Here is a 22,263-nt window from a genome sequence, read left to right as displayed (position 1 = left end):
CCTCGGGCTCGACCCGACGGCCGGGCACCCGGCTGCTCAGCCCTTCCCGGATAAGCCCCTCAACCCGATGTCCTAGCCTCGGATACGCGCGTTAGAGATACGGCTGGACCCACGAAAGTTCATATGGCAACGGTCGGCCAACTATATCTGCAGAGTACTGCAGCACTCCCCAAAACTGAGGCGTACAGCCGAACGAATATTGTGTCGGCATGGTATATTGTGTCGGCATGGTATTGGTGAAATTTGGACGGTAATCGTCAGGGGCCATGATGAGAGCGGCATTCACTAGATGAAAGTCGCGTAGTGAGAAAACCAGGAATGGCGGCGGCGTGTCAGCCGACGCCGCATAATAGATATCCGTTTCCCAGATGAGCCGCGAAGTAGCTCCCCCTAAGGCCTCCAGCTCAAGCACGAGCTCCCGCAATCGATCCTGATCGCAGGGCCTAGCTGGAAACACCGGGGGGTTCAGGAACATGAGCTCCTCGCCCGGCAACGGCGGAACGTACGAGCTCGGCCCAAAATTGAATTCCGAATTCGGCCTCCGATAATTCTGCGGGCGATGCAGCATATCTCGCAGCAACCGGAAGAGGCGTTCGCCCGTCACGTCACGGCGATTGTGGGCTCGGAGCTGACCCAATGCGAGGGCCTTCAAATTCTCATTTCTCAGGTGGCGTTCGACGCCTTGGGCCCCCTGGACGAACAAAACAAGATCTTCTGAACCTGGCGACGGGACGGACAGGCCGACAATCACCTCCCCCCAATTGTTGGGAACGCCGTTGAGTATCCCCCAGGACGTCAATATTCCGGCGAGGTACATACCGACCCGGGCGATGACGCTATTTGTCTCATCGTACCAGATGATCTCACGCAGATCGTCCATCGTGGCCTGATGAATCTGGAAGTTGTTGCCATTCACAACTATCGTTGCGGTGGCAGGTCCCCCGGGCTGACCCGTGCTCTCGCTAGGAGAGCGTGGGCCATCGGGCCCGCCTGGGTTGCCCCAGTTTCCGGGAGGATCGTGATCTCCGTTCACATCGATGGGATCATGATACTCAATCGTTTGATTACCGCTTCCGTGATCTGTGATCGTCGGTCCGGGCTGAGCTGCGACCCTGTCAGGGGCGGCTGTAACCAGGCCAACGAGGCACAGCGCAACGATAAACAGATTGACCGACCTCGGCATCCCGTTCTCTCTCGCAACTCCATATACCCACGTTCTCTCTACCTTGAGAAGCGAGACCACTTCAAGGAAACCGAAATCGTTGCTCAGCCCGTCCTCGCTAGGCTGCTCAACCCAACCCTTGATCCTCAGGTCATGCACGAGAATGGCGAGCTCGGGGGCAAAGGCGGAAATACCCGTCACCCCCCATCAGTCTTCATCCCCGGTCGTCTAAACAGATAAAGCCCAAACCCGAGCGCCTCGCGCCCCGCCGGGCCGTACATGGTCGCCAACGCCCGCGCCCGCGCCTCGAGGGCGGGGCGTTGCGGGTCGTCGGGGTTCTCACGCCCCCACGCGGCCACCGCCGCTATCAGGTCCGTGACATAGGCCTCCCAGTCGGCCTCTTCGCTGATCCGAGTATCGACCAGTTCCAGCCCCGCCGTCTGGCCCCGCGCCCGCCAACCCGCGTCCGTGTCATAGTCCAGACCCGCCGCGACAAAGGCCGGCACTGGCGCGCCCCTGAAGAACAAATCCCCCCACAGCAGCCAGCCGCCGGGCTCTACCCATCCCGCCAGATGATCGAAATCGCCCAGCCTCGTCGTACCGACCGCCGCCACCAGCCGGAACGGTCCGCGCGCCTCGGCCACGTCTGCGGCATCGCCGGCCACGACCTCGACCGCCTTCGACAATCCGGCCTCATCCATCCGTCGCCGCGCCAGGCCTGCCATGGCGGCGCTGCGGTCCACCGCCAGCACGCGCAGGCCCCACCCGGCCAATAGGCGCGCCAGCGCCCCGTTGCCACAGCCCAGCTCAGCCGCCCGGTCACCAGGCTCAAGGCCGGTCAGCTCCAGCATCGCGCTCACAGCGTCTTCCGACACCGGATTGGCGATCCCCATATGCGGATAGGCGGCGAGATTGAGGTCGGTCACGTCCCCCTTATAGCTTGGAAAAGGCCACGCCCTTCCAGCTCCAACCCGCGGCCAGCGCCGCGTCGCGCAACGGGCCTTTCATCTCCTGAGAATTGAACCGGTACTCATAGACCTGGCCATAGGTCAGGTCCTCCTCGCGAAAGGCATAGGCGGTTCCGAAGCTCACCTCGACCTTCTGGCCGCGAAAGGCCTCTGCCGTCAGGCTCAGGCTCGGCACGCCTGCGCGCCATTCCACCGTCCAGTCCCGGTCGACGCTGCGAACCTCCCCCTTGGCCGGATCGAACTTCATCAGCACCTGATGCGCCTTCTGAAGGCCCGCCTTGGCGAAGATCTCGTACCAGCGTGCATCGACGACCCGCCATTCCGCCACCAGATCCACCCCCTCGGCCGCACCATCGCGAATGTGCCAGGGGGCCGTCTCGCGGTTCAATCCCAGCAGCCGCGTTTTCAGCTCCTGCGGCGACACGCGCGCCACGCCTGCGGGCGCAGATTTCGATCCGCTCATGAAGTCGAACAGTCCCATGTCGTCCCCTTTGAATATGGCCCCCGCCACCTGACCGAACATCGTTCTTGTCATGGCGTCAAGACAGCCACCGCCTTGACCGCGCCCCATGCGCCGCCTACCTGAACATCATGGCCATTCGCCGCATTTTGACCTGTGACACGCCCGCCGATACGGCGGTGCTCAAGACCGTCTCCAAAGAGGTAGCGGCGGTCGATGACGCCTTGCGCGCCCTGATGGATGACATGCTCGAAACCATGTACGACGCGCCCGGCATCGGCCTGGCGGCGGTCCAGATCGGCGAGCCTGTCCGGGTCATCGTCATGGACTTGGCCCGCGAGGGCGAAGAGCCCCAGCCCCGCTACTTCGTCAATCCCAAGATCACCTGGCGCTCGGAAGAGGTCGGCCTCTACGAAGAGGGCTGTCTGTCGGTGCCGGAGTATTTCGACGAGGTCGAACGCCCGGTCCGGGTGACGCTCGAATATCTCGACTATGACGGCAAGCCCGTCACCGAAGAGGCCGACGGCCTGTTCGCCACCTGCATCCAACACGAGATGGACCATCTGGAGGGCGTCTTGTTCATTGATCATCTCTCGCGGCTGCGCCGCGATCGCGCCGTGACCAAGGTGAAGAAGGTCATGCGTTCCAAGGCGGCCGCGTGATGGGCCGCCGTTACCGCCTGCCGGCGCGCCGTCGCCTGACACGGGCCGAGACGGCGGGGGCCGTCGGAGTCGGGGCCATTCTGGTCTTTGCCCTTGTCGGCGTCGCCGCCGGCATTCTGATCGATCGCCTGCTCGATTTCGACGACACGCTCGACGCCGGCGGCGAATGGGACGAGGGCGGCGGGGTCGAGACGCGCTGGTATTGATCCGGCCCATCCGTTAGAGCCCGCGCCCATGCGCCTCGCCTTCATGGGAACCCCCGACTTCGCCGTGCCGTCCCTGGCCGAGCTTGTGGCCTCCGGCCACGAGATCGTCGCTGTCTATTCCCAGCCGCCCAGGCCGCGCGGTCGCGGCCAGCAACTTCAGCCCTCGCCGGTCCACGCCTTTGCCGAAGGGCTGGGCCTGCCGGTCCGCACGCCCGCCTCGATGAAGGACCCTGCCGAGATCGCCGCCTTTCGGGCGCTCGACCTCGATGCGGCGGTGGTTGTCGCCTATGGCCAGATCCTGCTGTCCGCCGTGCTCGACGCCCCGCGACTGGGCTGTTTCAACGTCCACGCCAGCCTCCTGCCCCGCTGGCGCGGCGCCGCCCCGATCCAGCGCGCCCTCATGGCCGGCGACGCCGTCACCGGCGTTCAGGTCATGCGGATGACCGAGGGGCTCGACGAAGGCAACGTCCTGCTGTCCGAGCAGACACCCATCACCGCCGACGACACCGCCGCCAGCCTGTCCGAACGCCTGTCACGGCTGGGCGCGGGCCTCCTGCCGCGCGCGCTCGGGGCTCTGGAACGCGGCAATGCCATCGAAACGCCCCAGGCCGGCGAGCCGACCTACGCCCGCAAGATCAAGTCCGCCGAGGCGCGTATCGACTGGACCCGCCCGGCCGTCGAGATCGACCGCCACATTCGCGGCCTTTCGCCCTTCCCCGGAGCCTGGTTCGAGGTCGACGACGTGCGGTGCAAGGCCCTGATGTCACGGGTCGCCGAAGGCGCCGGCTCGCCCGGCCAGGCTCTGGATGACCAGCTTCTGATCGCCTGCGGATCCGGTGCCGTGCGCCTCATCACCGTCCAGCGTGACGGCAAGGGCCGCCAGTCGGCGGACGAGTTCGTTCGCGGCTTTCCCGTCCCCGCCGGTCGGGTCGTCGGCTGATGCCGCGCTATCGCCTGACGCTCGAGTACGACGGCACCCGCTACCATGGCTATCAGGCCCAAGGCCCCGGCCTGCCCTCGGTTCAGGAAGCCGTCGAAACCGCGGTCTTCGCCTTCTCCGGCGAGCGCATCCGCCTCCAGGCGGCGGGCCGCACCGACACCGGCGTCCACGCCACCGGCCAGGTCGTCCACGCCGATTTGGAAAAGGACTGGCCGGCCCGGACCGTCCTCAATGCCCTGAACGCCCATCTGATCGACGAGGCCGTCTCAGTGCTCGACGCCCAGGTGGCCGAGGGCGACTGGCACGCCCGCTTTTCCGCCACCGAGCGCCGCTACCTCTATCGCATTCTCAATCGCCCGGCCCCGCCCGCCCTGGAGCGCGGCAAGGTCTGGCACGTCAAAAAGCCGCTGGATGTCGAGGCCATGCACGACGCCGCCCAGGTGCTGGTCGGCCACCACGACTTCACCACCTTCCGCGACCTCCAGTGTCAGGCGAAATCGCCGATCAAGACGCTCGATCTGGCGACCGTCAGCCGGGTCGGCGAAGAGGTGCATCTGGTCTTTGCCTCGCGCTCCTTCCTGCACCGCCAGGTCCGGTCCATGACCGGCACCCTGGCTGAGGTCGGCACCGGTCGCTGGACCCGTGCGGACGTGAGGGCGGCGCTCGACGCGCGTGACCGCAAGGCCTGCGGCCCCGTCGCCCCGGCCCACGGCCTGTATCTGACCGGCGTGGGCTACTAGTCCATCAGATCGACGTCGCGTCGGTCCTTGACCAGGAACAGGCCGACCGCAAACGTCAGCAACGCCACGGCAATGGGGTACCACAGGCCGGCATAGACATTCCCCGTCGCCGCCACGATGGCGAAGGCCGTGGTCGGCAGGAACCCGCCGAACCAGCCGTTGCCGATATGGTAGGGCAGCGACATCGAGGTGTAGCGGATCGATGTCGGGAACATCTCCACCAGCGCCGCCGCGATCGGCCCGTAGACCATGGTCACGAACAGCACGAGCAGGAACAGGATGCCGACCACCATCGGCCTGTTGACCCGTTCACTGTCCGCCGAGGCGGGATAGCCGGCTTCCGTCAGGGCCCCACCCAACTCGGCGTCGAAGGCTGCCTTGCGTTCAATGAACACAGCGCGCCTGATGGCTCCCGCAGGCGCTGTGACGATCTGGTCCTCGAGAATGACGCTGTGGAAGCTGGGAATGACCCGGTCCCCGATATGCGCCTCGGCCACCGATCCGGCGGGCAGGTCGACGACGTCATAGGTGACGCCCGCCCGCGACAGGTGGGTGCGTATCAGGTCGCAGGACCGGGTGAACTGGGTCCGGCCGATGGGATCGAACTGGAACGAACAGTCCGCCGGATCGGCATGCACCGTCACCGGGGCCGTCCGCGTCGCCTCCGCCAGTTGCGGATTGGCCGCCCCGGTCAGGGCGTGGAACAACGGCTGATAGCTGAGCGCCGCAATCAGACAGCCGGCCAGGATGATCGGCTTTCGCCCCACCTTGTCCGACAGCCAGCCCCAGAAGACGAAGAAGGGCGTCGCCAGGATCAGCGCGATGGCGATCAGGGTGTTGGCCAGCGGGGCCTCGACCTTGAGCGTCTTCTCCAGGAAGAACAGGGCGTAGAACTGGCCCGTGTACCAGACCACCGCCTGACCGGCGACCAGACCGAACAAGGCGATCAGCACCAGCCTCAGGTTCGGCCACCGCGCGAAACTGTCCTTCAGCGGCGTCCTGGACCCCTTGCCCTCGGCCTTCATCCGCTGGAAGGCGGGGCTCTCGGCCAGCTTCAACCGGATCCACAGCGACACGCCCAAGAGCAGGATCGACACCAGGAACGGGATCCGCCAGCCCCAGTCGGCGAACGCCTCTTCGCCCAGCCAGGTCCGCACCCCCAGGATGACCACCAGACTCAGCAACAACCCCGCTGTCGCCGTGATCTGGATGAAGGAGGTGTAGAAGCCGCGTTTCCCCGTCGGCGCGTGCTCGGCCACATAGGTCGCCGCCCCGCCGTATTCGCCGCCCAGCGCCAGCCCCTGAATCAGCCGCATCAGGATCAGGATCACCGGCGCCGCCACCCCGATGGCCGCATAGCTCGGCAACAGCCCGACCACGAAGGTCGACAGCCCCATCAGCGCCATGGTCACCAGAAAGGTGTTCTTGCGCCCCCACAGGTCGCCCAGCCGCCCGAACACCAGCGCCCCGAACGGCCGGACCGCGAACCCCGCCGCAAACGCCATCAGTGCAAAAATATAGCCCGTCGTCTCGTTCACGCCTGAGAAGAACTGGGCCGTGATGATCGCCGCCAGCGACCCGTACAGATAGAAGTCGTACCACTCGATCACCGTCCCGACCGACGAGGCCAGAATGACCATCCGGTCGTCCCGGCCCACGCCCGGCTGCCCGGCCTCAAGGCTGGTGTCTGTCATGGTGCGTCCTCCCCGAGGGGGACGTTAGACGGTGCAAGCGTGGTGTCCAGCGGCCGGCCGAACTCTTCTCCTCCCCATCCTGGATGGGGAGGGGGACCGCGAAGCGGTGGAGGGGGCGCCGCCGCCTTCGCCGGACCTCTCCTGAGGGGCCTGCGCCGCCCCCTCCGTCTCTCGGCTCCGCCTCGCGACACCTCCCCATGTCATGGAGAGGAGAAAGTCACCCCAACCCCGCCAGCACCCCCAGCACCGCCGCGCCATAGCGGCTCAGCTTGGACTGGCCGACGCCGGAAATCCGACCCAGCGCCTCCAGGTCGCCCGGCTCGACCCGCGCGATCTCGGCCAGGGTCCGGTCCTGGAAGATCACATAGGGCGGCACCCGCTGGGTCGCCGCCTGATCCCGCCGCCAGGCGCGCAGTGCATCGAACCGCGCCTGCACCTCCGGCAGCAGCACCTCCGCCGGCCCGAGCGACCGCACCGCCCCGCGCGACCGGCTCCTCGGATTGCCCGAGCGGGTCGAGGCGTCATAGGCGTCCGGTGCGCGCCGGATCATCACCTCGCGCCCGCCCCGATAGACCTCGCGCACCGCCTCGCCGTCGCCCAGCGTCAACAGCGGCTTGCCCTCGTTCGGGTCCTCGACCAGCAGCCCGTCGAACAGCAGATGGTCGATCACCTCGCGCCAACCGCGCGGCGCCGTGTCGGCCCCTACGCCCCAGGTCGACAGCGCCGTCTCCCAGCCCTGCGGCTCCTTGGTCCGCCCGGTCAGGTGCTCGACCACCCGCCCGCGCCCGAACCGGCCGCCCAGCCGCTGCACCGCCGCCAGCGCCTTCTGCGCCGCCACCGTCCCGTCGAACAGCTCCGGCGCATCGTCGCACAGATCACAGACCCCGCACGGCTCCGCGGTCGTCTCCCCGAAATAGCGCCGCACCGCCATCTGGCGACAGGCCGCCCCGTCCAGCATGGCGAACAGGCGGCGCGCCTTGCCCGCCTGGACGATCCGCACCTCCTCGGGCATCGGCCGCCCCTCCAGCCGCTTCAGGCACCAGGCGATGTCCGACGGCCCGTACAGCGTAATACAGTCCGCCGGCTCGCCGTCGCGGCCGGCCCGCCCGACCTCCTGCCAGTAGGCCTCCAGCGAGCCGGGCGGATCGGCGTGGATGACGAAGCGCACATCGGCCTTGTCCACCCCCATACCGAAGGCGATGGTCGCCACCATCACCGCCCCGTCTTCCGACAGAAACCGCTTCAGCCGCCGGTCGCGGTCGTCGCCGGCCATCCCGGCGTGATAGGCGATGGCCTTGACCCCGGCCTCGACCAGCTCGGCCGTCAGCCGCTCGCAGGCCTCGCGCGCGCCGCAATAGACCACACCCGACTGTCCTTTACGCGCGCTCACCAGCTCGACCACCCGCCGGTCGGTGGTCTTGCGCCCGCCGTCCTTCTTTTCCGCCGCCAGCTTCAGATTGGGTCGGGCGAAGCTGTCGACGAAGACCCGGGCCCCCTCCAGCCGGAGCGAGGCCAGGATGTCGTCACGAGTCCTTGGGTCCGCCGTCGCCGTCACCGCGATCCTCGGCACGCCGGGGAACAGCTCCGCCAGCCGCCCCAGATTGCGATAGTCCGGCCGGAAATCGTGCCCCCACTGCGACACACAGTGGGCCTCGTCGATGGCGATCAGCGCCAGGTCCAGCTCGACCAGCCGCGCCACCATGCCCGGATTGGCCAGACCTTCGGGCGACACATACAGCAGGTCCAGCTCACCGGCCCGCGCCCGCCGCCAGATCGCATCGCGCTCCTCCAGCGGCACATTGGAATCCAGCCGCGCGGCCGCCACCCCCTGCTGCACCAACGCCTCGGCCTGGTCGGTCATCAGCGCGATCAGCGGCGACACCACCAGCCCGACCCCGCGCCTCAGGATCGCCGGCACCTGATAACAGACGCTCTTGCCCCCGCCCGTCGGCAACACCGCCAGCACATCGCGCCCGGCCAGCACCTCGGCCACCACCCCGGCCTGCATCCCGCGAAAATCGGCGTGCCCCCACACAGCCGCCAGCGTCGCTCTCGCCTCTTCCAGCGTCGGCGATGCGGCGTCGGGGCGAGTCAGTACGGAAACGGTCATGCCCACCTTGTACCGGATTTGTTCTGAGTGACCAGCCGGAGGGTGCCGGGCCTTTGACATCTCGGCCTGATGCGCCATCCTGTCCCCATGATCAGAATGCTTCTTCAGGCGGTCGTCACCGCCCTCGGCCTCTGGCTCGCCAGCGAATGGATTCCCGGCGTCGAGGTGCTCTCGACCGGCTCCCTGATTGCGGCGGCGGTGCTGCTGGGCATCGTCAACGCCCTGGTGCGGCCGGTCCTGACCTTCGTGACCCTGCCGATCACCTTCATCACCTTCGGCCTGTTCCTGCTGGTCGTGAACGCCGCCACCATCGGCCTGGTGGCGATGATGCTGGGTGGCTTCAACATCATCGGCTTCTGGCCCGGCATCGGTGCCGCCGTCATCACCGGCCTGGTCAGCTGCATCGCCGGCTGGTTCATCGGCGAAAAGAACGACTGATCCTCCATTTTGTCATCCCGGAAGCTGCGCAGCAGCCATCCGGGACAAGGGTGAGCCTGTCTCGAACGCCCGCAGATCGGCACGCTTGTCCCGGCTCTGCGCTCCGCTCCGGCCGGGATGACAACACAAGCATCGTCCCCCTCTAGCCCACCTGCCCCGTCGCCCAGCCGGATTGAACTTGCGCGTTCGGCGACCTTCCCCCTAGATTGCAGCTCGCAGTAGAGGGGAAGCTGTGATGCGCGTTCAGTTCTTCCAGCGATGGTCATTCACTGCCAACCCGACGAATGACAGTTGGCTCGACATGTTTACCAGGGGCGCATTTGAGCTGGTCAGCTCGACCGCCTCTCAATGGGTCATCCGCGGCGCATTAACCAGTTGGACCAGGGACTACACCTTTACCTTTGTCTCCGCCGGGGCCGGATTCTCGATCGTCTCCGGTACGAGCTTTCCGGTCGGCGTCATGGACCGCCTTGAAATTCACAATGCGAGCGGCGTGCTGATCGCCGTTTTCGAGGACATGGCCTCTCTCGGCCTTTCTCCCTCAGCCTTTCGAGATTCGCCCGCAAGCGTTCTCGTGGGCTCTGACATCTTCATGGGGTCCTCGGCTCAGGACACGTTCTACGGGAACGGCGGCGATGACACGCTCCATGGGAGCGCGAGCGGCGACTCTTTCGGGGATCACCTCTACGGCGGCGACGGCAACGACCGGCTGATCGGCGGCGCTCGCGGGGACCGGCTGTATGGCGATGCCGGCGACGATCACATCACCGTGGGTGGCAGCTCAGGGGTCTACCGAGGCGACGCCTACGGTGGTGCCGGCAATGACACTCTGCGCGATGGCTTGGGCGACGCTCGGGGTGAAGATGGCAACGATCACATCGAAAACGTCACTGGCTTGCTGGACGGCGGTGCCGGCGACGATGTCCTGATTGGCTCCGGCACCCTGCTGGGCGGAGACGGGAGCGACCGGATTCAAGGAGGCACCGGAGACGACACCATTCGGGGCGGTCTAGGCTACGATCACATCTATGCCGGGGCAGGAAACGACAGCATCACCCTGGTTGATGCCGACTACATCGTTGCCGGAGCGGGGTCCGACTCCTTCTGGGTCAATGTGACGTCGTCGGCTGACTACGCAGGCACCTACCTGGACGCCGGCGACGAAGCTGATGTTCTGGACCACCTGTGGTTCGGTAGCACCTCAGCAGCGGCTCAAATCGTTATCGGGGGCACGTTCGACGCGTCAGGCTTTGCCTTGTCTGGCTTCGAATACATCTACCTGGGGAATGCGGGGGATACCATCACCACCCAGCTAGGCTATTCGCTGGACATGACCATCGAAGGGCGCGGGGGCGACGATCGAATTCAGGCCGGGTCTGGCCACGACACGCTCGCGGGTGGGGACGGAAATGATGTCCTTGAGGGGCAGGGTGGAAACGACTCCCTCTCTGGCGGCTCGGGTGACGACGAGCTCCTTGGGGGGACCGGCGATGATCGATTTTACGAGCAGGTTATCAACGAGAGCTTTGGCAATGACATCTTTGATGGAGGGGCCGGCTCCGACACCGTTTCACTTGCTCAACAGATGGGAGAGGGCCAAGTCGTCATCGATCTGAATTTGACCGGCCCTCAGGATACCGGACAGGGCCTGGACACGTTCATCAGTATCGAAAATTTGACGGTCCGAACGGCTAGCCGACCCACCAGCATTATTGGGACCGATCAAGCAAACCGGTTCGTCGTTCAGAGTGGCGAGTATGTCGTCGAGGGCCGTGGGGGCAACGACCAAATAGAGGTCTCTTACGGCGTGAATACTTCTGTCTTTGGAGGAGACGGCGACGACATCATCTTGGCCAACTTCGGCCTGGTTGCCCTCGCCTCAGGCGGAGACGGCGACGATCAGGTGTCCTTGCAGGACGGAACGGCCTCGGGCGGCGCCGGTATCGATCTCCTTACGGTTAGCGCCCACTGGTCAACACCCGACGCGTTGCAGTTCGATGCGGCGACAACGACTTACATCCCCGTCTCTTCAACTACTGGCGTCCAGTTTTCTGGTTTCGAGCGGTTCGACATCGCCGGCTCAAGCCATGCGGACACCCTGCGCGGCGGGGCCTACGACGACCGCTTCTGGGGCAATGGCGGCGACGACATCCTCTATGGCCTTGACGGCGACGACTATCTCGAGGGCGGTCGTGGCGATGATCAGCACTATGGAGGCGATGGCGACGACGAAATCTGGAACGGCGAAGGAAAAGACCTTCTGGATGGTGGCGCGGGCTCGGATACCGTTCAGTTGTTCGGTTTCACCGATCCTGTGACCTATATAGCCTACGGCGCGACCGTCGATTTGAGAATCGTCGGTGCTCAGAACACCGGCCAGGGACTGGACACCCTGGTCGACATCGAAAATCTGAACGGGTCAGAGCGACGCGACCAGCTGACCGGCGACGCCAAGGACAATCGGTTCGATGGCATGGACGGCAATGACGTGCTGATGGGCGGCGATGGGAACGACATCCTGATCGGGGGGGCGGGCAACGATGAGCTTGTCGGCGGGGCCGGCAATGACACCCTTGATGGCGGCGCGGGCTGGGACGAGGTCGTGATTTCAGGGGAGTCCGACACCTATCAGATTTTCCAGGAAGGCTCAGGCTACCGGATCAAGGGTGCCGAAGGATCGGACTTTCTAACCGGCGTTGAGGTTCTTCGCTTCAATGACAGGTTCGTCGATCTGACCCTGGTGATCTGCAACCCAAATACCGGTCAGGTCTTGATCGGCGGGTCATCCCCGCTGATCCTGCCCGGTGAGCCCGTGACCAACTCCAAGCCTTCTGGGCCGGACGTCGTGCCGCCGTTGAACCCGGATGCTCCCCTGGTTCTTCCGGGCGACCTGCCGACGTCCGACCCCGACAGGATCGATCAGCGGATCCCGCTCGAGCCGGAATGGATGGATCTGGCCCTGTCTCCCGGCGGCCATTGGGGAGGGCGCTTTTTGCAACTCCTACCCGGCGATGCCGACTGGATATTCTAGCCGACAGTCTCCACTTGAGCCCGTCCGCCGCCGTTTCCAGATCTCACCTGACCGGCCTCAACACACCTGCCCCGCCGCCCAGCCGGAGGACCAGGCCCACTGGAAGTTATAGCCGCCCAGCCAGCCGGTGATGTCCACCGCCTCGCCGATGCAGAACAGGCCCGGCACGGTCTTGGCCTGCATCGTGCCCTGGTCCAGTTGATCGGTCGCGATCCCGCCCAGGGTCACCTCCGCCGTTCGATAGCCCTCTGACCCCACCGGCTTGACGGTCCAGCCGTTCACCGCCTCTGCCACCGCCTTCAGGGCCGCATCCTTCTGGTCGCCCAGCCGCCCGCTGACCCCCGCCCGCTGACAGATCCAGTCGGCCAACCGCTTGGGCACAATATGGCCCAGCGCCGTCGCCACCTCCTGTTTGCCGCTGGCCTGTTTGGCCGCCTTCAGCGCCTCAAACACATCCGCGTCCGGGGCCAGATTGGCCGTGATCGCCGCGCCCTCGCGCCAGTAGGAACTGATCTGCAACACGCTCGGCCCCGACAGTCCCCGGTGGGTGAACAACAACCCCTCACGGAACTTGGCCCCGCCCCCGCGCACGACGGCATCCACCGACAGCCCCGACAGCGCCTTCGTCTCTTCCAGCAGCCCCGCCTCGAACGTCAGGGGCACCAGGGCCGGTCGCGTCTCGGTGACCCGCAATCCGAAAGCCTTCGCCGTCTCATAGGCCCAGCCGGTCGCGCCCATCTTCGGGATCGACTTGCCGCCGGTGGCCAGGACCAGCGACGCCACCTCGACCCCCGACCCGTCAGACAGTCGCGCCCGGAACCCGTCGCCCTGCCGCGCCACCTCGGTCACCCCCACCCCCAGCCTCAACTGAACACCGGCCTCGGCCATCTGACCCGTCAACAGGGCAATGATCTGTTTGGCCGAGCCGTCACAGAACAATTGTCCCAGCGTCTTTTCGTGCCAGGCGATCCCCGCCGCATCGACCCGGGCGATGAAATCCCGCTGGCTGAATCGCTTGAGGGCCGAGGTCGCGAACCGGGCGTTCTCGCCCAGCATCGCATGGGGCCCCGCCCCCAGATTGGTGAAGTTGCAACGACCGCCGCCCGAGATTCGGATCTTCTCACCGGGGGCCTGGGCATGGTCGACGATCAGAACGCGCCGCCCGCGCCGCCCGGCCTCGACGGCGCACATCATCCCGGCTGCGCCGGCACCGACAATCAGGACATCTAAGCGGTCACCCATGGTCCCTGATAGCGGCTCCGCTCGCCGCGGGCCACGCCATCTGTCGAAGGGGACCAGGCCGGGCTCGGGGTCGATGGCCGTCGATGGCCGTCGATGGCAGGGTTGTGCGCCTCTGGCGGCGGGGCAAGGGTCGGGGTCTAGAAGCTCACCGCGCGCATCTCGCTCTCGCTACGCCCGTTTTTCAGCCGACGCCGAACCCGGTCATCTGCCAGGAACGCAAGGATGGCCAGCATCGCCTCGACTTCCGACAGGTCCGGCGCGTGCCCCCGGTCCGGGACCGTAACCAGCCGGGTGCCAAAGCGCCGGCTCACCTCCTGGGCTGTGTCGGCGCTCAGCAGGTCCGACAACGCTCCCCTCAGCATCAGGCTGGGGACGTGCTTCAGGCTCTCGAACACCGGCCACAGGTCCGGGAATGTTCCCGCCGTGGCGGCCACCGCCTCACGCAGGCGCGGGTCATAGTCCAGCTTCAGACCCGCCTCGCCCCACACATAGGTCCAGCGCGCGAACCGCTCCCATTCGGCATCCGTATAGGTCGGAAACGAGCCGCCATGGATCGTCTGGAGCCGCCGGGTCGCCGCCGCCCAGGTTTCGGGGTCGCTGCTCTCGGCCACATAGCCGGCAATGCGGGCCAGGCCCGCCGGGTCGATGACCGGCCCGGCATCGTTCAGGACAACCCCGGCGATCCGGTCCGGGGCCAGGGCCGCCATCGAAACAGCCATCAGCGCCCCCATCGAGGTGCCGATGACGACGCAGCGTTCAATGTCCAGCCGATCCAGCAGACCCAGGGTGTCCTGGATCTGGATCGGCAGCACATAGGTCGAGGGGTCGGCATAGGCCGACAGGCCTCGCCCGCGCTGGTCCGGGGCGACGACCCGATAGCTCCGGCCCAGAATCTCGGCCAGGGCGGTGAAGTCGCGGCTGTTGCGGGTTAGCCCGTGCAGACACAGGACCGTCTCGGCACGGGCACCGGCCCCCGGGTTCCAGACCCGGGCGGCCAGTTCGAGGCCGTCGACCCCGCGAAAGTTCAGGATGTCTCCCTGATCGGTCATTGGCCGACGGCGCTTCAGAAGTCGTACTCGACCGACAGGGTGAAGGTGCGGGGCGGACCATAGAAGCCGATGACCGAGTCCCCAAAGATGAGGGTCGACGGTGCCGCCGGCACATAGGCGAACGTATAGGCACCCGTCCGGTACCGCTCGTCGGTCATGTTGCGACCGTGCAGGGCCACGCGCCAGCGGGTGTCCGCCGGCATCCACAGAACCCCGACATCGTAGAGCTCATAGCCGGGCTGATCGACATCCGGGAACGGCGTCTCGAACATCGAACTGTCCGAGCGGAACGACATGGAGCCGATCAGCCGGATCAGGTCGCCGCCGGCAAACGGCTGGTCGTAGGTCAGGGTCAGGTTGCCGGTCCACGACGGGGTGTTCTGGAACTGGCGCTGATCGGCCACGTCCTGCTGCACAAAGGCCGGCGGCGGGGCCGGATTGGGCACATACGACAGGAACTCGTTGAACTCGGCATCGACATAGCCCAGCGCCACATTGGCGCTCAGCCGGTCCGTCAGACGCGCCCGGCCCTCGAACTCCCAGCCGGTGATGGTCGAAGATCCGACGTTCTCAACGAAGGAGACGACACTCGTGCCGGCGGCATTGACCCGCTGGGTGGTGATCTGCTGACCTTCATAGGCCGCGTGGAATACCGCCGTCGAGAACCAGACGCGCCGGTCAAACAGCGACCCACGCAGTCCGACTTCGTAGGAATCGACGATCTCGGGATCATAGCCGTTGACCGTGCTGGGCGTGGCCGCCGCGTCGCCGCGCATGTCGAAGCCGCCGGATTTGAAACCGCGTCCATAGGCGGCATACAGATTGATCTCGGGCGTCAGCTCATAGGTGGCGCTGATGCGGGGTGTGAACTCCTCGAAGGTTCGTTCCGCCGAATAGTCGGTCAGAATGGCGAACGGGGCCACGACCCGGCCGCTGATCGGGCTGCCCAGGCCGGCGTAGTTGGCCTTGAACACATCAGCCGACCGGTCATCCTGGGTCCAGCGTCCACCGACCGAAACAGCCAGCCGATCCGTCAGATCGAAGGAGACATCTCCGAACAGGGCAAAGCTGGTCGTATCGACGCTGCCCGACGTGCCCTGGGTAATGCCGGCCGCCGCCAGGACGGTGTCAAACTGACCGCGGGCATTGGAGTCGAAATAGTAGAGGCCGACCACGCCCTGCATCCGGTCGCCTTCGTACAGAAGCTGGAATTCCTGCGAAAGCTGGTCATCGGCATAGACATCGACCGGGGCGTTCGGCTGACCGGCGGCAATGTCGAGGATCGGGGCGGGCGTATTGTCGAAATCGATGCCGCCGCCCACCGTCGAGCCCTCGCGGTACGCGGTGATCGACTTGAACGTCAGGGTGTCATTGATCAGCCATTCCGCCGACAGGGCCAGCCCCGCCGTATTGACCTCATTGCGGTCCCCCAGACCCGCGCAGGTGTCATAGACGTTTGGCAGAACCCCACGGCAGGCGGGGGTTACCAGTCCGGCCAGCGGCAGAGGCACCGGGCGTTCGCGGTGGCCGTGATTGGCGTTGGAGTTGTCCTGCAGGATGTCGCCGCTCAGGCGCAGGAACAGGGCATCCGTCGGACGGAACTCGACACTCATCCGCGCCGAGGTGACATCGCGGTTGTAGGTTTCGCCGCCGGTGAAATGGTTCTCGCCGAAGCCGTCGCGCAGGAACCGGCCGACCGCCGCACTGACGGCCAGGCGTTCCGTGAGCGGGAGCGACCCGGACACCACCAGATCGCGCTGGTTGTAGCTGCCGTAGGCGGCGCGGGCGCGGAAATGGGGATCGTCCTGATCGATCGGGCGGGTCACATAGCGCACCGCCCCGCCGATGGTGTTGCGGCCATACAGCGTGCCTTGCGGCCCGCGCAGAACCTCGACCCGCTCGACATCATACAGGTCCAGAACCGCGCCCTGCGGGCGGGCGATATAGACGTCGTCCACATACAGGCCGACCCCCGGCTCAAAGCCCCACAGCGGATCTTGCTGGCCGATCCCGCGAATGAAGGCGGTCAGGGTCGAGTTGGTGCCGCGCGACACCTGAAGCGTCAGGTTCGGCGTTGTCCTTTGCAGGGCGGTGATGTCCTGCGCGCCCCGCTGGGCCAGCTGGTCGCCGGTCTGCACCGTGATCGAGATCGGCACATCGGTCAGGGTTTCCTCGCGACGACGCGCCGTGACGATGATCTCATCGACCATTTCCGGTTCGCCGGTCGGCTGGGTTTGCTGTGCCAGGCTCGGCGTTGCGGCCACCAGGCCGATCAGGCTCGCGCCGGTCACCAGCGCACGACGATAGATGGATGGTCTAACCACGATGTCCCCTCCCCCAGGGTCAGATGTTTGACCGGAGGCTGACGGCACAGGGGTCGGCCTGTCAACATATTTATTGATCGACCAATAAAGTTATGATGGCTATCGTGGGGTTTCCCCCACAGTCAGGCCGTGGGCAAAGACGGCGACCGTCTTCTCGACGATGGTGTCGAAATCGTCCGAGCGGCACAGCCCGCCGGACAGGCGGTCGATCCGCCCGGTCCGCGCCCAGGACTGGGTGATGGCACCGGTCAGCAGGTGGTAGAACCAGTACAGATCCTCACGGCTCGCCTCGGGTCGGACCTGCTGCAACATCGAGATGAAGGCCTCAATCGCCGGATCGAAGGCGGTGGTATCGACCCCCGGCAGGGCATCGGACGTCAGAACGCTGATCTGGGCGATCAGGGTCATGTAGTTCTGCTCGCTCTCGCCGCCTTCGCGGGCCAGGCGGAAAGCCGGTTCCAGATAGGCGCGCAGCACGCCCTCCACCGTCATCTGGGTTCCGGCCGAGCGGGCATAGGCGGCCATGGAATCCATACGCGTTTGATTGACCCGCGGCGCGTGCCGGCGCAGCACCGCCGTAAACAGTCCGGCCTTGGAGGCGAAGTAGTAGTGCACCAGGCTGGTATCGACCTGGGCCGCCTTGGCGATGTCCTTGACGCTGACGCCGTTGAACCCGCGCGCCGCGAACAGGGCCTCGGCCGAATCCAGAATTCGCGCCTGAGATTCGTCACGTCGTTCGGTATTCGAGCGCCTTCGCGTTCCCGGCATTCGTCTTCCTTGCTTCGTCCAACACGGGTCGACAGACTCGCCGCCATAGACTGATCGGTCAATCCATCCGTTGGCCTACCAGACACGAATGCGCGGCCACAGGGGCGGCGGGCCCAGCATCACCTCTGCCACCGCCCAGACCAGGGCATCGGCCCGATCCTGTCCGTCGCCCTCGCCGTCGAAGTCCATCAGGGCCTCTTCCAGCCGATCCAGACCGGCCCCGACGTGCACCACCCGCCCCTGTTCATACAGGGCCGCCACCGGCTCGGCCCGCGCCCGCTTGCCGACCGAGGCCCGGACCGCACGCACCGCGACCCCGCCGCCGACAGCCCGCAACAGGCCGGTGACCAGATCGCCGCCCTGATTGACCTCGGCCACGACCGCCTGGGCCTCATAGTCCGCCGCCGCCTGGACCGCTCCCTTCGCCCAGGTGTCCGGCGACACCCCACCCATCGTCCGGTCCGCCAGCACATAGGCGCGGTCCCCGGCCCGACCGACCACCACGATGCCACAGGCATGGCCCCCGGCGGTCACACTGGGGTCGACGCCGACCACCACCGCCTCGAACCGCTCCGGCGCGACGCCCCGGCACGCCGCCAGCATCGGTGCGGTCCACAGCGCCAGCCCGTCATCAACCACCTGGCCTTCGATCTCCTGGGCCTCCAGCCGGGTGCCGCCATAGAGCCGCCGCAGGCCCGCGACGAACCCTTCGGACAGGTGGGCGGCATTGGCCCCGGTCGCCGCCCGGCTGATCCGACAGCCCGGCTCGGCCATCAGACCCTTCAGCGCCCGCGTCGGGCGCGGCGTCGTCGTGACCATCAACTGCGGCCCCGGCGCGCTGGCCAGCCGCAGACCCAGCCGCACCATGGCCAGGGCCCCGGCCTCCGGGTCGGTCCGCCCCCAGGCACAGAACTCATCGGCCCAGGCCGCGTGAAACTGCGGGCCGCGCAGACTGTCCGGGTCTTCGGCGGAAAACATCTGGCCTTCACAGCCGCCCGGAAAGCTCAGCCGCCGCCGCGACGGCTGGAACCGCGGCCCCTTCCATCGGCCCGTCGCCTGCCAGCGCGGCAGGCTCATCAGCCCGCTCGGCCCCTCGATCATCACCTCGCGCACATCATGCAGGGTCGCACCGATCAGGGCGATGCGCCCGCCCTTTCCCAAAGCCAGAGCCCGGTCGGCCACCCAGTTGGCCCCGGCCAGGGTCTTGCCCGCCCCGCGTCCGGCCAGCACCAGCCAGGTCGCCCAATCCCCCGCCGGCGGGCACTGGTGCGGATGCAGGATCAGTGCCGGGGCCGGCACACCTGCCGGCGCATCGTCAGGGTCGGACGGCAATCCGCCTGCCCGTCCCGCCGCCCTCCCAGCCGGCCACAGGCTACGATCCAGCTCGCGCATCACCCGGCACAGGGCCACCACCCGTCCCAACGCCCCCTCATCCGTGGCCAGGACGATCTTGTCGCGGATGGCCGCACGGCTGGCGTCCGGGTCGCTCGGGTCCAGCCGAAAAGCCGCCAGGGGATCTGACGCCCGATCATGGGGTGAGCCCGGCAGGGCCGCTGCACCGCGAGGTCGGTTGACGGCCCCCGCGTGGTCCCGCTTCAGGCCGAACCGTTTGCGCAGACCAATCGCCGCCCGATTGTCGCTGATCCCCAGAAACCGGGCGATGTCCGCCATGAGATGGCCTGCAATCCGGCGTCGGTTGGCTTCGCGCCATTGCCCCTCGGTCGCCGGGCTGCGGGGGTCGCGATAGTCATCGGGCCGCAGATGATAGGGCGTGGTCTGACAGCAGGCATCCAGCGACAGATAGCCGACAGGGTCGTGGCGGGGCATCTCCATCCCGACAGTCTCGGCCCGCCCGCCCGGCGGAGAAAACAAGGCCCGTCAGATCCGTCTCCACCCCCGGTTCGATCCGCGAATAGGCGCCGGGAATTGTCGCCTCCCTGCGGCCCACCGGTCGCAGGTCGCCGTCCGCCACGCCGAACCTGGTTCCAGTTTCCCCGGATCGACCCGGGGCCCCCTACGCCTCCCAGGCCGCCAGCGCCGCCGCGATCTCGATCGGGCCGCGCCGGGCCGGATCGACCGCACAGGGGGCCGCCGAAAAGCGCGGGGCCGGGGCCGGCTGAACCACCCCATCGACGCTGACAAAGGTCTGGCGCGCCGCATTGTGCGGGTCAAAGGGGGCCTCGCCAAAGGCCAGGACGGGGGTGACACAGGCGTCGGTTCCGGCGAACACGGCGGCCCAGTCATCGCGGCTGCGCGTGGCGAACACCTCGGCAAAGGCGTCCGTCATGGCCGCCCACCCCGAGGGGTCCAGCTGAGGGAACCGCCCGGCCTCCAGCCCCAGCCCGGCCAGCAGCTGGGCAAAGAAGGCCGGCTCCAGCGCCCCCACCGCCACATACCGCCCGTCGGCACATTCATAACAGCGGTAGAACGGCTTGGACCCGTCCAGCAGATTGCCGCCGCGCCGGTCCGACCACAGGCCCGACGCCGCCAGGCCGTAGAACAGGCTGGACAGCACCGCCGCGCCGTCGGTCATGGCCACATCGACCACCTGGCCCACCCCGGTCGCCCGCGCCTGGGTCAGGGCGGCCAGCACCCCCACCACCGCAAACATCGCCCCGCCGCCATAGTCGCCCACCAGATTGAGCGGCGGCATCGGCGGCTGATCGGCCGCGCCCATGGCGTTCAGCGCCCCGGTCAGGGCGATGTAGTTCAGATCATGCCCGGCCCGCGCCGCCTGCGGGCCAGTCTGGCCCCAGCCGGTCATACGCGCATAGACGAGGCGCGGATGGCGCTCCAGACAGACCTCCGGCCCCAGGCCCAGCCGCTCCATCACGCCGGGGCGAAACCCCTCGATCACGGCATCGGCGCGCGCGATCAGGGCCAGGGCCTGACCCCTCTGCTCGGTCGCCTTCAGATCCAGATACACATGCGCGCGATTGCGGTTCAGCACCGCCCCGCCGGTGTCGTCCCACGCCTGGCCCGAGCCGGGCGGGCGGGCCACCCGCACCACCTCGGCCCCCAGATCGGCCAGCACCATCGCCGCCAACGGCACCGGGCCGATGGCGTCCATCTCCACCACCCGCATCCCCGCCAGCGGACCCTTTGCCTTGGACATGATGAGGACGCCCCTCCGATGCGAACCGAGGGCCTGGTCTTAGCATGGGGCGCGAGGGGCGTAAGGAGCCCATGCCAGGACGGGCGCGAAAGTCCCGCGCGCGCGCGCCACCGAAACCTGGGCCGCCCGCCAGCGTCTTGCCCGCCCCACGCCCGCCCAGCACCAGCCACGTCCCCCACTCCCCCTCCGGCGGCCGCTGATGGGCGTGCAGCACCGGCCCCCCTGATCCTCCCCCGCTCGCGGGGGAGGGGGACCGCGTAGCGGTGGAGGGGCCGGTCGCTGCAGGCGACGGGTGGGCGGTGGAGGGGTGGAGGAGCGTCGCACTGCGACGCGACGACGTCGCCGCTTGGTCCGCCCCCCTTATCATCCCGGCCTCCGACCCGTCGCCCTTGTCCAGCCGCGCCCAGATCGCCTCGTCGATCCGCCGCACCGTCCCGACCGGATCGTCCCGGTCCACCGTGATCTTCAGCAAGTCCCTGATTCCCGTATAGCCATAGGCTCCCTGCGCCGGCCCGCGCGGCAGATAGCGCGCGTCCGGCCGGTCCATTTTCCGCATCCCCATCTGCCTGGCCTGCCAGCCGATCATCGCGACGCAGACGCCGTATTCCGCCGCCAGATCCTCGACGGCCTCGCCCGCGATCCGCCGCTCCAGCAGCGCGCGCCACCGCGCCGGCGTCATGCCGCTCTGATGAAACACATGATCGTCCGGCCACCCGCCCTCGGGCCGCCGCCGCCGGTCCACACACCCCGGCGTCTCGCCCTTGCGCAGCCCCCGCCTCGCCGCCTGGTAAGCGATGGTCCCCACCGTCACCCCGAACAGCTCCGCCAGCCGCCTGCGCGGAACCCCCCTCCGGTCCCACCGAAACACCCGCCGCCAGGTCTTCTCACTCAGTTTCGATCGCCGTCCAGCCATGCCGGAGAGTGTGCGCCCACCCCAAACGGCGAGGACAAACACCCGCGACGCGCGGGGCCTATGCCCGCTTTTCCGGCGAGGGCGCAGACACCCTCTCCTCCCCATTTCCAAAGGGAATGGGGAGGGGGACCGCGAAGCGGTGGAGGGGGCGGCGCCGCCGCTGGACGCCCCTTTCAATACGGGCACCCACCGCCAACCCGCCACCCCCGCCTTGTCATCCCGGCCGCAGCGTAGCGAAGAGCCGGAACGACGTCTGGCAGTTCAAATGAGCGGGAAAGGGCGCCTCCCCGCTCGCGCAGGCCACCCGCCGCCGCCTCTCCTCCCCATTTCCAAAGGGAATGGGGAGGGGGTGAGGCGCGGCGCGCGCCTGAGCGCGCATGGAGAAGCCAACGATTTGGCTTCGACCGCAACGAACGCCTGAGCCCACGGCGAAGGCTCGCG

At 67.2% G+C, this 22,263-nt stretch carries 17 protein-coding genes; 6 read left to right on the top strand and 11 right to left on the bottom strand.

All coding sequences use genetic code 11. The annotated features are described in order from the left end of the window. Positions 1–91: 91 nt before the first annotated feature. From G391_RS0106155 to G391_RS0106145, 3 genes are read right to left on the bottom strand one after another with little or no spacing between them, the layout of a single operon-like run. Positions 92–1,363, bottom strand: a complete 1,272-nt coding sequence (locus G391_RS0106155) for a hypothetical protein (RefSeq protein WP_029086746.1) — start codon at positions 1,361–1,363, stop codon at positions 92–94. Further along, complete coding sequence (locus G391_RS0106150; RefSeq protein ID WP_029086745.1) at positions 1,360–2,088, bottom strand: SAM-dependent methyltransferase; 729 nt, start codon at positions 2,086–2,088, stop codon at positions 1,360–1,362. Before G391_RS0106150 ends, G391_RS0106155 begins: the two co-directional genes overlap by 4 nt. 7 nt (positions 2,089–2,095) lie before the next feature. After that, positions 2,096–2,665 (bottom strand): hypothetical protein, encoded by a 570-nt coding sequence (locus G391_RS0106145; RefSeq protein ID WP_211226482.1) that lies wholly within the window; start codon positions 2,663–2,665, stop codon positions 2,096–2,098. 56 nt (positions 2,666–2,721) lie between these two features. Between G391_RS0106145 and def the strand changes: the two genes are divergently transcribed. Genes def through truA form a run of 4 tightly spaced genes read left to right on the top strand, consistent with a single transcriptional unit; the run spans position 2,722 to position 5,138 of the window. After that, positions 2,722–3,252: a peptide deformylase gene (def, locus tag G391_RS0106140; protein ID WP_029086743.1), complete on the top strand. Its 531-nt coding sequence runs from the start codon at positions 2,722–2,724 to the stop codon at positions 3,250–3,252. Continuing rightward, positions 3,252–3,458: a hypothetical protein gene (locus G391_RS0106135; protein WP_029086742.1), complete on the top strand. Its 207-nt coding sequence runs from the start codon at positions 3,252–3,254 to the stop codon at positions 3,456–3,458. Before def ends, G391_RS0106135 begins: the two co-directional genes overlap by 1 nt. Before the next feature lie 28 nt (positions 3,459–3,486). Next, complete coding sequence (fmt, locus tag G391_RS0106130; RefSeq protein ID WP_029086741.1) at positions 3,487–4,398, top strand: methionyl-tRNA formyltransferase; 912 nt, start codon at positions 3,487–3,489, stop codon at positions 4,396–4,398. Further along, positions 4,398–5,138, top strand: coding sequence for a tRNA pseudouridine(38-40) synthase TruA (gene truA, locus G391_RS0106125; RefSeq protein ID WP_029086740.1), 741 nt, complete (start codon positions 4,398–4,400; stop codon positions 5,136–5,138). Before fmt ends, truA begins: the two co-directional genes overlap by 1 nt. On the opposite strand, the gene G391_RS0106120 is transcribed toward truA, so the two are convergent. Together G391_RS0106120 and recQ are read right to left on the bottom strand one after the other, a co-directional pair. Then, positions 5,135–6,832 (bottom strand): MFS transporter, encoded by a 1,698-nt coding sequence (locus G391_RS0106120; RefSeq protein WP_029086739.1) that lies wholly within the window; start codon positions 6,830–6,832, stop codon positions 5,135–5,137. The two genes, truA and G391_RS0106120, sit on opposite strands and share 4 nt — an antisense overlap. A 217-nt stretch (positions 6,833–7,049) precedes the next feature. Then, positions 7,050–8,942, bottom strand: coding sequence for a DNA helicase RecQ (gene recQ / locus G391_RS0106115; protein WP_035304066.1), 1,893 nt, complete (start codon positions 8,940–8,942; stop codon positions 7,050–7,052). A gap of 87 nt (positions 8,943–9,029) precedes the next feature. Here recQ and G391_RS0106110 point away from each other — a divergent pair, with 87 nt between their 5' ends. Both G391_RS0106110 and G391_RS0106105 read left to right on the top strand, forming a co-directional pair. Continuing rightward, positions 9,030–9,380, top strand: coding sequence for a phage holin family protein (locus G391_RS0106110; RefSeq protein ID WP_029086737.1), 351 nt, complete (start codon positions 9,030–9,032; stop codon positions 9,378–9,380). A gap of 235 nt (positions 9,381–9,615) precedes the next feature. Then, positions 9,616–12,411 (top strand): calcium-binding protein, encoded by a 2,796-nt coding sequence (locus G391_RS0106105; protein WP_029086736.1) that lies wholly within the window; start codon positions 9,616–9,618, stop codon positions 12,409–12,411. Between the two features lie 57 nt (positions 12,412–12,468). On the opposite strand, the gene G391_RS0106100 is transcribed toward G391_RS0106105, so the two are convergent. From G391_RS0106100 to G391_RS0106075, 6 genes are all read right to left on the bottom strand, one after another. After that, positions 12,469–13,653: a BaiN/RdsA family NAD(P)/FAD-dependent oxidoreductase gene (locus G391_RS0106100; RefSeq protein ID WP_029086735.1), complete on the bottom strand. Its 1,185-nt coding sequence runs from the start codon at positions 13,651–13,653 to the stop codon at positions 12,469–12,471. Between the two features lie 137 nt (positions 13,654–13,790). Next, a complete protein-coding gene (locus G391_RS14025) occupies positions 13,791–14,702 on the bottom strand; it encodes an alpha/beta fold hydrolase (protein ID WP_051257178.1) in 912 nt (303 codons plus the stop codon). A 14-nt stretch (positions 14,703–14,716) separates the two neighbouring features. Beyond that, complete coding sequence (locus tag G391_RS0106090) at positions 14,717–17,026, bottom strand: TonB-dependent receptor (RefSeq protein ID WP_029086734.1); 2,310 nt, start codon at positions 17,024–17,026, stop codon at positions 14,717–14,719. 99 nt (positions 17,027–17,125) lie between these two features. Next, positions 17,126–17,794: a TetR family transcriptional regulator gene (locus tag G391_RS14020; protein ID WP_051257177.1), complete on the bottom strand. Its 669-nt coding sequence runs from the start codon at positions 17,792–17,794 to the stop codon at positions 17,126–17,128. Between the two features lie 75 nt (positions 17,795–17,869). After that, positions 17,870–19,627 (bottom strand): DNA-packaging protein, encoded by a 1,758-nt coding sequence (locus tag G391_RS14015; RefSeq protein WP_245572051.1) that lies wholly within the window; start codon positions 19,625–19,627, stop codon positions 17,870–17,872. 181 nt (positions 19,628–19,808) lie between these two features. Then, positions 19,809–20,909 (bottom strand): CaiB/BaiF CoA transferase family protein, encoded by a 1,101-nt coding sequence (locus G391_RS0106075; RefSeq protein WP_029086733.1) that lies wholly within the window; start codon positions 20,907–20,909, stop codon positions 19,809–19,811. Between the last annotated feature and the right edge of the window lie 1,354 nt (positions 20,910–22,263).

The sequence above is a fragment of the Brevundimonas aveniformis DSM 17977 genome, assembly GCF_000428765.1.
Taxonomy (GTDB): domain Bacteria; phylum Pseudomonadota; class Alphaproteobacteria; order Caulobacterales; family Caulobacteraceae; genus Brevundimonas; species Brevundimonas aveniformis.
Note: the sequence above shows the minus strand (reverse complement) of the source record. Positions and strands in the feature narration are given on the sequence as shown.

Excerpts from the sequence above, each read along its gene's own strand:
- G391_RS0106145 (WP_211226482.1), bottom strand. The coding sequence starts at position 2,665 with ATGACAAGAACGATGTTCGGTCAGGTGGCGGGGGCCATATTCAAAGGG.
- def (WP_029086743.1), top strand. The coding sequence starts at position 2,722 with ATGGCCATTCGCCGCATTTTGACCTGTGACACGCCCGCCGATACGGCG.
- G391_RS0106135 (WP_029086742.1), top strand. The coding sequence starts at position 3,252 with ATGGGCCGCCGTTACCGCCTGCCGGCGCGCCGTCGCCTGACACGGGCC.
- fmt (WP_029086741.1), top strand. The coding sequence starts at position 3,487 with ATGCGCCTCGCCTTCATGGGAACCCCCGACTTCGCCGTGCCGTCCCTG.
- truA (WP_029086740.1), top strand. The coding sequence starts at position 4,398 with ATGCCGCGCTATCGCCTGACGCTCGAGTACGACGGCACCCGCTACCAT.
- G391_RS0106120 (WP_029086739.1), bottom strand. The coding sequence starts at position 6,832 with ATGACAGACACCAGCCTTGAGGCCGGGCAGCCGGGCGTGGGCCGGGAC.
- recQ (WP_035304066.1), bottom strand. The coding sequence starts at position 8,942 with ATGACCGTTTCCGTACTGACTCGCCCCGACGCCGCATCGCCGACGCTG.
- G391_RS0106110 (WP_029086737.1), top strand. The coding sequence starts at position 9,030 with ATGATCAGAATGCTTCTTCAGGCGGTCGTCACCGCCCTCGGCCTCTGG.
- G391_RS0106105 (WP_029086736.1), top strand. The coding sequence starts at position 9,616 with ATGCGCGTTCAGTTCTTCCAGCGATGGTCATTCACTGCCAACCCGACG.
- G391_RS0106100 (WP_029086735.1), bottom strand. The coding sequence starts at position 13,653 with ATGGGTGACCGCTTAGATGTCCTGATTGTCGGTGCCGGCGCAGCCGGG.
- G391_RS14025 (WP_051257178.1), bottom strand. The coding sequence starts at position 14,702 with ATGACCGATCAGGGAGACATCCTGAACTTTCGCGGGGTCGACGGCCTC.
- G391_RS14020 (WP_051257177.1), bottom strand. The coding sequence starts at position 17,794 with ATGCCGGGAACGCGAAGGCGCTCGAATACCGAACGACGTGACGAATCT.
- G391_RS14015 (WP_245572051.1), bottom strand. The coding sequence starts at position 19,627 with ATGGAGATGCCCCGCCACGACCCTGTCGGCTATCTGTCGCTGGATGCC.
- G391_RS0106075 (WP_029086733.1), bottom strand. The coding sequence starts at position 20,909 with ATGTCCAAGGCAAAGGGTCCGCTGGCGGGGATGCGGGTGGTGGAGATG.